A 12,534-nucleotide genomic window follows, 5' to 3' on the forward strand; every position below is an offset into this window, starting at 1 on the left:
CGTTCTGCCGTCGCGATCCCGGCCGGCCCTATTCGCGCATCAGCGCCTCGATCTCGCTGGCCTGTACCGGCACGCCGCGCGTGATCAGCTCGCAGCCTTCGTCCGTCACCAGCGCATCGTCCTCGGTGCGGATACCGATATTCCAGTAGGCCTCGGGCACGTCGTCGGCCGGGCGCACATAGATGCCCGGCTCGATCGTCAGCATCATGCCGGCCTGCAGCGTGCGCCAGGGGCGGTCGGCGCCATGTCCGGCGCCCGGCTGGCGGTAGTCGCCCACGTCGTGCACGTCCAGGCCCAGCCAGTGGCCGGTGCGGTGCATGTAGAAGCGGTTGTAGTCCCCCGATTCGATCACGCCATCCAGTGAGCCCTTGAGCAGTTTCAGGTCCAGCATGCCCTGCGCCAGCACGCGCACCGCGGCCTCGTGGCCGTCGTTCCAGCCGCGCCCGGGCGCGGTGGCCTGCGCCGCGGCCTCTTGTGCGGCTACCGTCAGGTCGTACAGCGCGCGCTGCGGTCCGCTGTAGCGGCCGTTCACGGGAAAGGTGCGGGTGATGTCGCTGGCGTAGCTGTCGACCTCGCAGCCGGCGTCGATCAGCACCAGGTCGCCATCGCGCAGGACGGCTTCACCGGCAGGGTAGTGCAGCACGCAGGCATTGGCGCCCGCGGCCACGATGCTGTTGTAGGCCACCGCCTGCGCGCCATGGCGGCGGAATTCATACAGCAGTTCCGCTTCCAGTTCGTATTCGCGCATGCCGGCTCGCGCCACGCGCATGGCGCGGGCGTGGGCGCCGGCCGAAATCTTGGCCGCCCGGCGCATCGCGGCGATTTCCGAGGGGTCCTTGATCAGCCGCATCTCGGCCAGGATGGGGCGGATGTCCTGTTGCCGCTGCGGCGGCACGTGGCCGCCGCGGCTGGCCTCGCGCGCGGCGGCCAGCCAGCGGTGCAGGCGGCCGTCGGTGCGCTTGTCGCCCGCCAGCGGCGCATACAGCGTCGGCTGGTCCAGCAGCAGCTTGGGCATCAGTTCGTCCAGGGCGTCCAGCGGCTGGGCGTCGTCGAACCCGAAATGCTCGGCTGCCGCCTCGGGGCCGAACCGGTGGCCTTCCCAGATTTCATGTTCGATGTGGCGCGGCCGGCAGAACAGCACGGCGCGGTCGGTGGCGCCGGCCACCAACACCAGCCAGGCGCCGGGTTCGGTGAAGCCGGTCAGGTAGAAAAAGTCGCTGTCGTGGCGATACGGGTATTCGGCGTCGCGGTTGCGGATGGCTTCGGGCGCGGTGGCCAGGATGGCGATGCCACCTCCGTCCGCGCGCATCCGGTCCATCAGGCGCTGGCGCCGGGCGGCGAAGGGGGCGATGTCGTCGGGAGGCAGGCTCATGGGTAACGGGCGCGGGGCGCCGGCGGGAAGCTGGAATGCCATTTACTTTACTCGCCGTGCCGCCGATGCGACAGTGCGGCCGCATTGCCACGCGCGGCGCGGGGATTCACTGGACTGTCATGCGGGCGCTGCTACAATCGCGGCTCTGTCATTGGGGAGTAGCCATCCTTTGTCCCCAAAGGAGTTAGCGTCAACAGACTTGGTGGTTCGGTACCGCGTAGCGGTTGCCAGAACTCCATGGCGCTAACGGTCTTCGTGTCGCGGCCCGCCCGCGCACGAATCAGCCAGGCGAGACCTTTGGCCGCGTAGCGTTCACCCTAGCCGGGCGAGCCGTTGCGTCGCGCCAATTGGTTTCCGCTCGTCCGGCTGCGTCTATATGTTGCTCACCCTTTTCCTGTTTTTCCTGTCCGCGGCAGTGATCTATTTCGCCTGCGAATTCTTCGTCAATGGCGTCGAATGGGTCGGACATCGCTTCCATCTGGGCGCCACCGCCACCGGCACCGTGCTGGCAGCCTTTGGCACCGCCTTGCCCGAAAGCGCCGTGACCTTCATGGCCGTGGTCTTCGGCGAGACTCCCGAACAGAAAGACATCGGCGTCGGCGCCGCCATGGGCGGCCCGCTGGTGCTGGCGACCCTGGCCTACGCCGTCGTCGGCTTCGCCCTGTGGCGCGCCCGCCGCGGCCAATCCGCACAGGCCAACTGTATCAACGCGGACCAGCGCCGGCTGGCCCGCGACCAGGCCTGGTTCATGGGCATCTTCGTCTTCAAGGTCGGGCTGGGCCTGCTGGCCTTTGCCTGGAAGCCCTGGCTGGGCATCCTGTTCCTGGCCACCTACGGCCTGTACATCAAGCGCGAACTGAGCAACGACGAGGAAACCATCGACAGCGAGGACCTGGAGCCGCTCAAGCTGCGCCCGCGCGATGAGAGCCCGTCGATGTTCTGGGCGGCCACCCAGACCATCCTGGCCCTGGTCGTGATCGCGGGCGCCTCGCACGTGTTCGTCAACCAGATCGAATTGCTGGGCGTGGCCATGGGCGCTTCGCCGCACGTGGCGGCCTTGCTGCTGGCGCCCGTCGCCACCGAACTGCCCGAGATCATGAATGCGCTGATCTGGGTGCGCCAGGGCAAGGAACGCCTGGCGCTGGCCAACATTTCCGGCGCCATGATGATCCAGGCCACCATTCCCAGCGCGCTGGGCATCTTCATGACGCCCTGGCTGCTCGATGGCCCGCTCTTGGCGGCCGGCCTGTTCACCATGCTGTCCATCAGTCTCTTGTGGCTGCGTTTCCGCCGTTCGGTCATGAGCGTGCCGGCGCTGTCCGCGGTGGGCGGTTTCTACGCCTTGTTCGCGGCCTACCTGGGCTGGCATTTCTACGCCTGACGCAAGGTCTTGGTGCAGGGGGGATTGCAGGCCGCAAGCGGTCTGCGTCCTTTTTCGCACAAAGCGGGCCTTTTCTGCCCCTAAACCTTGTCCATCAGTGGAAACCCGCGTAAAATTCCGCTGTTATCCATCTCAGGAGCAGTCTTCGTGAATACCGATTCCGGCGAAAGTAGTCGATCTTGCATCGACGTCGCTGTTTAACAGGTCCACGCAGAACTCCGTCTGCCGCAGCCTGTTGAACAGGTTGCGGTTGTATCCCAAGCCCCAGGCAGCATCCGGGGCGGCAGCGCAAGCCCACGGCTTGCCGGGATTCTCCCCCAACATCATCCGCCAGAACCGCCGCTAGTCGCAGCGCCAGCGTTCGTGCACGTCTTTTTCGTGCCCGCCCGCCCAGCGCCGTGCGTGTGTGCGCGCGTATCCGCGATACCGCTCCCCATTTTGCAATGGAGGTCGTTATGCGTTTCTTCGACTTGTTCCTGCGCCGCGCAGGCGTAGACCGTGCCACCGCCCTGGGCCGCCGCCGCGGCACCTCGCGCCTGACGGTCATCTGTCCGCGCGACGAGCTGGGCGCCCTGCGCAAGCAGATCTGCCTGGACTTCAGCGCCGCCGGACTCGACGTTTCGCAGGTGCAGATCGACCAGGGCACCGACCCCGGCATGGCCTCGGCCTGCATCACCGTCAATTGCCCGCCCGAACTGCGCGGCGAACTGATGTCGCAAGCCCGTCGGCTGAGCGCCAACCCCGCCGTGCGCCACGTGCATTTCGGCGCCCAACCGCTGGCGGCCTGAATCCGCCCCTATCCACCCAGGAGAGACCATGCCCAGTGCCATAGACCCCGAGCCTCGATTGCGCCACGTGCGTGGCGCCCGCTTGCCTGTCTGACCTGTCCTCTCCTTGCGAGCCGACTGGCCGGATAGTCTCCCGGTCCGTACGGAATCCGCAGCCCTGAACCCCCGGCCAGGCCCGCCCCGCGCGCGCCCGTTCCGCCGGCCCCGGTTCTTCCGCTAGTTTCCCGTTCCGCTTCACGCACTCCCGGCGCGCCCATCGACGCGATCCGGACACCGGCAACATCGCCCCGGTGCCTGCGCACGCCTGTACGTGGCGGATTCGGCCTGTCTTGCACAGGTCGTGGCCCCGTGCTGCCTGCGATCCGGCCCGGCTGCCTGTCGTCCGTGTCTCCCAGAACAACACCAAGAACCCGAGCACTCCGATGTTTAAATTCCTCAAGACCTTTTTCTCTTCCGCCGCCGGGCTGCGGCGGTCGGGGCGCCACTTCCGGCGTTCCCCCATGCTTGAAGGCACCGGCCAGGCGGTGGCCGCTACCGCCTCCGACGCGTCGCGTCGTGCCAACCGCCGCATGCTGGACGTGTCCCGCATGGACTTCGATGCGCTTTTTTCCCTGTTCCGCAGTGGCCGGGGCGGCCTGTCGGAAGTTCAGGCCGACGAGGCCCGGGCGCGCTACGGCGCCAACGAGGTCGACCACGAAAAGCCGCTGACCTGGTATGCCCATCTGTGGCAATCCTTCCGCAATCCCTTCAACCTGCTCCTGACGGGCCTGGCCAGCCTGTCCTGGGTGACTGACGTCTACATGGCCGAGCCCGATGACCAGTCCTGGAAGGGCGTCATCATCATCGGCTCGATGGTGGTGATCTCGACGCTGCTGCGCTTTGTGCAGGAACGGCGCTCGAATCGCGCAGCCGAAGCCTTGAAGGCGATGGTGCAGAACACGGCCACCGTGTTGCGCAGCGACGCTGCCGGCATGGCCGAGGGCGACGCCCGGCGCTTTTTCGGCGCCACGCTGCACGCATCCGGTTCGCGCCAGATCGAAGTGCCGCTGGCCGAACTGGTGCCGGGCGACGTGGTGCTGCTGTCCGCGGGCGACATGATCCCGGCCGACTGCCGCATCCTGGGCGCCAAGGATCTGTTCATCGCGCAGGCGGCCTTGACCGGTGAATCGCTGCCGGTCGAAAAGTACGCCATGCAGCGTGTCGACACCGCCAATGCGCTCGAACTCGAGAACATGGCCTTCATGGGCACCAATGTCGTCAGCGGGTCCGGCAGCGCCCTGGTGGTGGCGACTGGCGCCGGCACCTATTTTGGCCAGTTGGCGGGCCGCGTGACGCAGACCTCGCGCCTACCCACGCAGTTCCAGCAGGGCATCAACCGCGTGAGCTGGGTGCTGATCCGCTTCATGCTGGTGATGGCGCCGATCGTGCTGCTGATCAACGGCTTCACCAAGGGAGACTGGCTGGAAGCGCTGCTGTTCGCGCTGGCGATCGCTGTGGGCCTGACCCCGGAAATGCTGCCCATGATCGTCACGGCCACCCTGGCCAAAGGGGCGGTACGGATGTCGCGGCGCAAGGTGGTGGTCAAGCGGCTGGATGCGATCCAGAACCTGGGCGCCATGAACGTGCTGTGCACCGACAAGACCGGCACGCTGACGCAGGACCGTATCGTGCTCGAGCGCCACACCGATGTGTATGGCGCCACCAGCGACGACGTGCTGGCCTATGCCTACCTGAACAGCTACTACCAGACCGGCCTGAAGAACCTGCTGGACGTGGCTGTGCTGCGCCATGCCGAGGTCGAGCGCAAGCTGGACCTGGCCGCGCGCTATCGCAAGATCGACGAGATTCCGTTCGATTTCTCGCGCCGTCGTATGTCGGTGGTGGTCAGCGAAACCGAAAACGGCCGCGAGCACCACGAGCTGATCTGCAAGGGCGCGCTGGAGGAAATGCTGTCGGTCTGCACCCGCTTGCGCGTGGGCAACGATGTGCACCTGCTGACGGACGCGCGGCGCGCGGACATCCGCCGGGTCACCGCCGATCTGAACCGCGACGGATTGCGGGTCATCGCGGTGGGCGTGCGCGAACTGCCGCCCACGCAGCAAGCCTATGGCGTGGCCGATGAATCCGACCTGGTGCTGGTGGGCTACATCGCCTTCCTGGACCCGCCCAAGGAATCCACCGGCCCGGCGCTGGCAGCCCTGCGCGATTCCGGCATCGAAGTGAAGGTGCTGACCGGCGACGTCGAACTGGTGACGCAGAAAGTGTGCCGCGAAGTGGGGTTCGAGGTCCGCAAGGTCTACCTGGGCGACCAGATCGAGGCCATGGACGATACCCAGCTGGCCCTGGCCGTGCGCGAGGCCAACGTCTTCGCCCGGCTGACCCCCGCGCACAAGGAGCGCATCGTCCATATGCTGCGGACCCAGGGCAATACCGTGGGCTTCATGGGGGACGGCATCAACGACGCGCCGGCCCTGCGGGCTGCCGACGTGGGCATCTCGGTGGACTCGGCGGTCGATATTTCGAAGGAAGCCGCCGACATCATCCTGCTGGAAAAAAGCCTGATGGTGCTGGAGGACGGCGTGATCGAAGGCCGCAAGACCTTCTGCAACATGCTCAAGTACCTGAAGATGACCGCCAGCTCCAATTTCGGCAACGTCTTCTCGGTGCTGGTGGCCAGCGCCTTCCTGCCGTTCCTGCCGATGCTGCCGATCCACCTGCTGCTGCAGAATTTGATGTACGACATATCCCAGACGGCGATTCCGTTCGACAATGTCGACGAAGAGCTCCTGAAAAAGCCGCAGCAATGGGACCCGGCCGGCCTGGGCCGTTTCATGGTGTTCTTCGGCCCCATCAGTTCCATTTTCGACATCGCCACGTACGCACTCATGTGGTACGTCTTCCAGGCCAATGCGCCTGAGCACCAGACGTTGTTCCAGTCGGGCTGGTTCGTCGAAGGACTGTTGTCGCAGACGCTCATCGTGCATATGATCCGCACACGCAAGATCCCGTTCCTGCAAAGCCGTGCCGCCTGGCCCCTGATGGCCATGACGGCCATGGTCGTCGGGCTGGGGCTGTTCCTGCCGTTCTCGCCGCTGGCGGGGTACTTCCAGCTGCAGGCGCTGCCGTGGTCCTACTTCCCGTGGCTGGCAGGGATCCTGTTGAGCTACTGCGTCCTGACGCAACTGCTCAAGGGCATCTGGGTCCGCCGCTACGGCTGGCAATAGTCAAACCGAACCACCTGGCGGCGGGCAGGGCGCCCGCCGCGCACTCAGGAGATAGCTATGAAAATCACGACTGTTGCCAAGACGCTGATGGCGGGCGCGGCAGGGTTCCCCTTGATGGCGCATGCGGCGGGCGATGGCCCCGGTGTGCAACTCTATGGTGTCGTCGATGCGGGCATCGCCACCACCCACACGTCGGGACAAGGCAGCCACAGCGGCCTGCTCAACGGCGGGCTGACCGATTCCCTCTGGGGCCTGCGCGGCAGCGAAGACCTGGGCGACGGCTGGAGCACGCGCTTCCAGCTGGAAAGCGGCTTCGACCCCTCCACCGGCAAGCGCGCCGACGACGACCGCCTGTTCAACTATGGCGCCTGGGTCGGGCTGGCGCACGAGGCCTATGGCGATCTACGCCTGGGCCGCCAGTACACCGTCGGCAAGACCTACGGCAATGCGCTGGAACTCGCTTCCTGGAAGGAAATGGGCATGGGCGCCACCTTCAAGGCGTCCGACAACTACCAGTTCAGCAACCTGGTCAATTACTACACGCCGACCTGGCAGGGTTTCCAGGCGGGCATCGGCTATTCGTTCGACGCCGACGGCCGCGACCGCTTCCAGACCGCCGCCAACAACCGGGCGATCAGCCTGGGCCTGAAGTACGAGGATGGTCCGCTTCTGGCGGTTGCGACCTGGGACCAGATGCGCCTGGCCGAACCGCTGGCCGGCAACAGCGGGCGGCCGCAGGCCGTGCAGCTGGGCGCGTCCTACGACTTCGAGGTCGTCAAGGTATCGCTGGCCTGGTCGCGCCAGCGCAACGGCTATGTCGGCCTGGACGGCGGCGATCCCGACAACCTGGGTCAGAACCTGGGGCCGGCGGCGTTCGCGCGCGGCGGCACGGTCAACGCCTGGCTGTTGGGCGCCAGCGTGCCGGTCGGGCATGGCGCCGTGGTGGTGCAGTGGTCGCTGGCCAACCCCGACTGGAAATGGGACGACGGCGCGAAGGCGCGCAACGCGCAGCTGGTGACGCTGGGATACACCTACGACCTGTCGCCGCGCACCACGCTCTATGCGTTCGCCGGCTACACGTCCAACTACACCCTGGATAACCAGTTCGATCCGGGCCATTCCCACACGTCGCGTTTTGGCACGGGGATTTCGCACCGCTTCTGAGCCGGACGGGGGCCGCCCGGGTCTACTACAATCGACCCGGTTGCGCGTTTTAGGCCCGGGCGGCTCCCCCCGCCGGCAATTTCCGGATGACACGCATGGACAGTCTCGAATGGCTCATACCCTGGGAGTTCTCTCCCACGCTGGTGGCCTCCTTCCTGGTGGCCATCGTGCTGTTCGTGCGCGGTCAACGCGTCCATCACGTCTCGGCCGCGCGGCGCGTGCTGTTCTGGGCGGGCATGGTGCTGCTGTACCTGTCCATGCACACCCGCCTGGACTACTACGCCGAGCGCATGTTCTTCATCCACCGCATCCAGCACCTGGTGTTGCACCACCTGGGGCCGTTGCTGGTGATGGCGGCGTTTCCCGGACAGGTCATGCGGGCGGGGCTGCCGATGCGCTGGCGCTTGCGGCTGCGTGATTTCCTGCGCACGGGCGCGGGCCGCGCCACCGTCACGGTGCTGACCCACAAGATTTTCGTGCCGACCCTGTTCGTGTTCCTGGTGCTGGTCTGGCTGATTCCGTCGGTGCAGTTCTATTCCATGCTCGACTGGCGCCTGTACCGCGTGATGAACTGGTCCGTGGTGATCAGCGGCTTCATGTACTGGAACCTGATCCTGGACCGCCGCCCCAGTCCGCCTGCCGCGATGACGCCGGGCGGACGCGTCATTTCTCCCATCCTGACCATGCTGCCGCAGATGGTGGCGGGGGCGGTCATCGCCTTCACGGAAAGCGATATCTATCCCTTGTTCGAATTGTGTGGCCGTGCGATTGCGATGTCCGCGCAAACCGACCAGACCATCGGCGGCCTGACCATGTGGATACCGGCCGCGCTGGTCGAAGTGATCGGCTTGATGGTCGCGTTGGGCACGCTGATGCGCCTGTCGTCCAAGGGACGCCTGCGCAAGGCTGATCGCGATGCCATGGCGAAGGCCCGGGCCCGCGCGGCATCCGTCTAGGGCCTGGCGGCGGGGCTGTCCAGAAGTCTTTGCGGGAAATCGCGCCGCGGCGCTTGCCGCGGCAGCCGGGTCAATCCGTCAGCAGGCCGTGGTACTTCCGGCCCAGCGCCACCGTGGCCTGGAACATGCCTGCCTTGTTGCCGCAGTCGTAGCGCGTGCCTTCGTAGCGGTGCGCATACACGGCGCGTTCGCGCATCATCGAGGCGATGCCGTCGGTCAGCTGGATTTCGTTGCCGGCGCCCATCTTGGTCGAGCGCAGGTGGTCGAAGATGGCGGCTTCGAGTACGTAGCGGCCCACCACCGCCAACGTCGAGGGCGCGGCCTCGGGGTCGGGTTTTTCCACGATGTGGGTCACACGCTCGGTGCGGCCGTCGGCGCGCGCGTCGCCCGCGCGGGTGGCCACGATGCCGTACTTGCGGGTGTCTTCACGCGGCACGTCCTGCACGCCCAGCACGCTGGCGTTCTGGGCGATGGCGATGTCCACCAGCTGCTTCATTGCCGGGGTGTCGGCATCGATCAGGTCGTCGGCCAACAGTACGGCAAAGGGTTCGTCGCCCACGGCCGGCGCCGCCGACAGCACGGCGTGGCCCAGGCCCAGCGGGGCCGACTGGCGGATATAGAGGCAATTGACGTGGGCAGGTAGAATGCCCCGCACCATGGCCAGAAGCTCGTGCTTGCCCTTGCTTTCGAGGTCGGATTCGAGCTCGGGGGCGGAGTCGAAATGGTCTTCGATGGCGCGCTTGTTGCGACCGGTAACGAAGATCAGGTCTGTAATGCCCGCAGCCACGGCTTCTTCAACGGCGTATTGAATCAGCGGCTTGTCGACCACGGGCAGCATTTCCTTGGGCATCGCCTTGGTGGCGGGCAGGAAGCGCGTGCCCATGCCAGCGACGGGGAAAACGGCTTTACGGACGGGACGCATTGAAACCTCGTAGGGGGTAACGATGAAACATTTTAAGCGCATCGCTATCATAGGCATATGAACCGCAGGAAAATGCCATCCATTTGCTCGATTGCGCAACGGGGCGCGATCGCCGGAATCTGCCTCGCCCTGGTCGCGCCCACCTTGCCGGTGGCCGCCTGGGCCCAGCCCGTGGGCCTGCCCACCATGGGCGCCGCGTCCGCCGCGGATCTATCGCCCATGCTCGAGCGCAGCTTGGGCGAAGCCATCATGTCGCAAGGTCGGCGCGATCCCACCTACATCGACGACCCCGAACTCAGCCAGTACCTCACCAGCATGGGGCGCAAGCTGGCGTCCTTTTCGCCGGGGGCGGTGCCCGACGTCGAAATGTTCGGCGTGCGTGATCCCGAGATCAACGCGTTCGCGATGCCGGGCGGCTTCATCGGCGTCAATACCGGGCTGATCGTGTCTTCGGGCAGCGAATCCGAACTGGCGGCGGTGCTGGCGCACGAAATTGGCCACGTGGTGCAGCGGCACATCGCCCGCGGCATGACGCAGCAGAGCCAGAACAGCATGGTCATGCTGGCCAGCCTGGCCGGCGCGCTGCTGGCCGCGCTGGCCGGCGGCGGGGGCAACCTGGCCATGGGCGTGGCCGCCTTCGGCCAGGCTGCGGCCATCAACCGCCAGCTGGGTTTTTCACGCGATGCCGAACGCGAGGCCGACCGGGCCGGCTTCACCATGCTGACCAAGGCCGGCTTCGATGCCCAGGGCATGGCGCAGATGTTCTCGCGCCTGATGAACGCCTCGCGACTGAACGAAGGCGCGGGCGGCGGCTCGTGGGCCAGCACCCACCCGCTGTCCATCGAGCGTATGTCCGATGTGCAGAACCGCGTGCGCTCGCTGCCGCCGTCGCGCCATGTCGACAGCGACGACTTCTGGTACGTGCGCGCCAAGATGCGCGTGGTGCAGGGGCGTGACGCGGTCAGCCTGCGCTCGGCGACCCAGCAATTGCAGGACGAGGCCCAGGCCCTGTCCGGCGTGCGCCGTTCGGCCGCCTACTACGGGCTGTCGTTGCAGGCCTTCCAGCGCAACAGTCTGGACGACGCCGAGCGCTTCCTGGGGCAGGCCTCGGCCGATGGCCGCGATTCGCCCCAGATGGCCAAGCTGGCCGTCGACATCGCCCTGGCCCGCAAGGATTACCGGCGCGCTCAGGACCTGGCCCAGACCGCCACCCGGCGCTGGCCCGAGCAGCGGGCGCTGGGGCTGGCCTATGCCACGGCTTTGCAAAGCAATGGCCGCCATGCCGAGGCGCAGGACTACCTGCGCGCCAAGATCAAGCAGTGGGGCTCGGACGAGCCCAGCCTCTATCAGATGCTGGCGCAAAGCGAAGAGCGCACGGGCAAGCCGGTGCAGGCGCGCCGCGACCTGGCCCGCTACTACGTCATGACCGGCGCGTTCGCCGCGGCCGAGTCACAGCTGCAGCAGGCGCGCGGCATGTCGACCGACTTCTACGAGCAGTCGCAGATCGACGTGCAGATCAAGGAAGTGAAAGACAAGCTGGCTGAAGAACGCCAGCTGCTGGAACGTTTCAAGTCGGGTTGATCGGGGCGCGCGGTGCCGGCATGGCGCCGGCGCCTGTGGCCTTACAGCCCGGTCTCGAAGAAGCGTCCCAGCCGCTGCGGCAGCCAGCCCAGGTGCGCGGGGAATGCGCCCGTCGGAAAGCCGGCATGGCCGCCATCGGTGGGCTGATGCAGCAGGATGCTGGACGAGCATTCGTCCGGCTTGGGCAGGGCGCTGGCCGGAATGAACGGATCGTTCAGCGCATTGAGCACCAGCGTCGGCACGGAAATCTGCGGCAGCCACGGCTTGCTGGACGCGCGCGTCCAGTAATCCAGCGCATTGCGGAACCCGTGCATCGGCGCGGTGTAGGCGTCATCGAAATCACGCAGGTCGCGCGCATGGGCAATGCGCATGACGTCGATGGCGCCCGGGTAGCGATGGGCCTTTTCCAGCACCTTGTGCTTGAGCGTCTTGAGGAAATGGCCCGTGTACACCTTGCGGTTGAAGAACCCGGTGGACAGCGTCTTGCCGCAGGCCACCAGATCCAGCGGCACCGAGACGCCCGCGCAGGCGGTCAGCCAGGCGGTGTCTTCGTGGTGCTCACCCAGGTATTTCAGCAGCGCATTGCCGCCCAGCGACACGCCCACGGCGTGCCAGCGCGCGTGCGGAATGCGGTCGCGCACCGTCTTGAGCAGGAAGCCGACTTCGGCGGAGTCGCCGGAGTAATAGGCCCGCGCCAGCCGGTTGGGCACGCCGGAGCAGCCGCGAAAGTGCGCGATGACGACAATCCAGCCGCGTGCGCGAAAGTGATGCGCGATGGACTGCGCGTAGCGGCTGTTGCTGCCGCCTTCCAGACCGTGGAACAGCAGCAGGGCCGGGGTGTCGGCCGTTTGCGGCAGGGATTTCCAGTCGGCGTCGGTCATCCAGCGGGCAGCGGCGGTCTTGCCGTTGGCCACGGGCAACTGGCCGCTTACCGGCGCGCCATCGGCGGCCTTGTGCGGGAACAGGCCGGGGCCGGTCCAGTCGAAATCGACGAAATCGGTGTCGGGCGTTTCAACGCGGTCGCGCACGAAGGCAATACGGTGGTACTGCGCGAACAGCGCGGCGTAGACCGTCTGGGCATCGCCTCCGGGCAGCCAGGAGGGAACAGGGCAGGGCGTTGAATCGAAACGAGCAGCAGCCAACAAA

General features: G+C 66.6%; 9 protein-coding genes and 1 riboswitch. Of the genes, 6 read left to right on the top strand and 3 right to left on the bottom strand.

Annotated features, from left to right (window positions below; genetic code table 11):
* Window positions 1-28: 28 nt before the first annotated feature.
* Window positions 29-1,372 carry an aminopeptidase P N-terminal domain-containing protein gene (locus U858_RS0108925; RefSeq protein WP_025136825.1) on the bottom strand — a complete coding sequence of 448 codons (1,344 nt, stop codon included), beginning with the start codon at window positions 1,370-1,372 and terminating at the stop codon, window positions 29-31.
* Between the two features lie 134 nt (window positions 1,373-1,506).
* A riboswitch (yybP-ykoY riboswitch) is annotated at window positions 1,507-1,746 on the top strand.
* A 2-nt stretch (window positions 1,747-1,748) separates the two neighbouring features.
* Here U858_RS0108925 and U858_RS0108930 point away from each other — a divergent pair.
* From U858_RS0108930 to U858_RS0108955, 5 genes are all read left to right on the top strand, one after another.
* Window positions 1,749-2,753: a sodium:calcium antiporter gene (locus tag U858_RS0108930; protein WP_025136826.1), complete on the top strand. Its 1,005-nt coding sequence runs from the start codon at window positions 1,749-1,751 to the stop codon at window positions 2,751-2,753.
* Between the two features lie 455 nt (window positions 2,754-3,208).
* On the top strand, window positions 3,209-3,541 hold the full coding sequence (locus U858_RS0108940; RefSeq protein ID WP_029953673.1) for a hypothetical protein: 333 nt from the start codon (window positions 3,209-3,211) through the stop codon (window positions 3,539-3,541).
* A 422-nt stretch (window positions 3,542-3,963) separates the two neighbouring features.
* A complete protein-coding gene (mgtA, locus tag U858_RS0108945) occupies window positions 3,964-6,765 on the top strand; it encodes a magnesium-translocating P-type ATPase (protein WP_025136828.1) in 2,802 nt (933 codons plus the stop codon).
* Window positions 6,766-6,822: 57 nt separating this feature from the next.
* The gene (locus tag U858_RS0108950) at window positions 6,823-7,929 is read left to right on the top strand and encodes a porin (protein ID WP_025136829.1); all 1,107 of its coding nucleotides are present in this window, start codon (window positions 6,823-6,825) and stop codon (window positions 7,927-7,929) included.
* 86 nt (window positions 7,930-8,015) lie between these two features.
* The gene (locus U858_RS0108955) at window positions 8,016-8,885 is read left to right on the top strand and encodes a cytochrome c oxidase assembly protein (protein WP_025136830.1); all 870 of its coding nucleotides are present in this window, start codon (window positions 8,016-8,018) and stop codon (window positions 8,883-8,885) included.
* Between the two features lie 70 nt (window positions 8,886-8,955).
* Here the strand turns inward: U858_RS0108955 and galU are convergent, their stop codons facing one another.
* Window positions 8,956-9,807 carry a UTP--glucose-1-phosphate uridylyltransferase GalU gene (gene galU / locus U858_RS0108960; RefSeq protein WP_025136831.1) on the bottom strand — a complete coding sequence of 284 codons (852 nt, stop codon included), beginning with the start codon at window positions 9,805-9,807 and terminating at the stop codon, window positions 8,956-8,958.
* 57 nt (window positions 9,808-9,864) lie between these two features.
* Here galU and U858_RS0108965 point away from each other — a divergent pair, with 57 nt between their 5' ends.
* Window positions 9,865-11,388, top strand: a complete 1,524-nt coding sequence (locus U858_RS0108965) for a M48 family metalloprotease (RefSeq protein ID WP_025136832.1) — start codon at window positions 9,865-9,867, stop codon at window positions 11,386-11,388.
* A gap of 41 nt (window positions 11,389-11,429) precedes the next feature.
* On the opposite strand, the gene U858_RS0108970 is transcribed toward U858_RS0108965, so the two are convergent.
* The gene (locus U858_RS0108970; RefSeq protein WP_025136833.1) at window positions 11,430-12,530 is read right to left on the bottom strand and encodes a YheT family hydrolase; all 1,101 of its coding nucleotides are present in this window, start codon (window positions 12,528-12,530) and stop codon (window positions 11,430-11,432) included.
* Window positions 12,531-12,534 lie beyond the last annotated feature (4 nt).

The sequence above is a fragment of the Achromobacter sp. DH1f genome (genome assembly GCF_000633435.1).
GTDB classification, from domain to species: domain Bacteria; phylum Pseudomonadota; class Gammaproteobacteria; order Burkholderiales; family Burkholderiaceae_B; genus Achromobacter; species Achromobacter deleyi.

Coding starts and splice junctions, on each gene's coding strand:
- U858_RS0108925 (WP_025136825.1), bottom strand. CDS start 1,372: ATGAGCCTGCCTCCCGACGACATCGCCCCCTTCGCCGCCCGGCGCCAG.
- U858_RS0108930 (WP_025136826.1), top strand. CDS start 1,749: ATGTTGCTCACCCTTTTCCTGTTTTTCCTGTCCGCGGCAGTGATCTAT.
- U858_RS0108940 (WP_029953673.1), top strand. CDS start 3,209: ATGCGTTTCTTCGACTTGTTCCTGCGCCGCGCAGGCGTAGACCGTGCC.
- mgtA (WP_025136828.1), top strand. CDS start 3,964: ATGTTTAAATTCCTCAAGACCTTTTTCTCTTCCGCCGCCGGGCTGCGG.
- U858_RS0108950 (WP_025136829.1), top strand. CDS start 6,823: ATGAAAATCACGACTGTTGCCAAGACGCTGATGGCGGGCGCGGCAGGG.
- U858_RS0108955 (WP_025136830.1), top strand. CDS start 8,016: ATGACACGCATGGACAGTCTCGAATGGCTCATACCCTGGGAGTTCTCT.
- galU (WP_025136831.1), bottom strand. CDS start 9,807: ATGCGTCCCGTCCGTAAAGCCGTTTTCCCCGTCGCTGGCATGGGCACG.
- U858_RS0108965 (WP_025136832.1), top strand. CDS start 9,865: ATGAACCGCAGGAAAATGCCATCCATTTGCTCGATTGCGCAACGGGGC.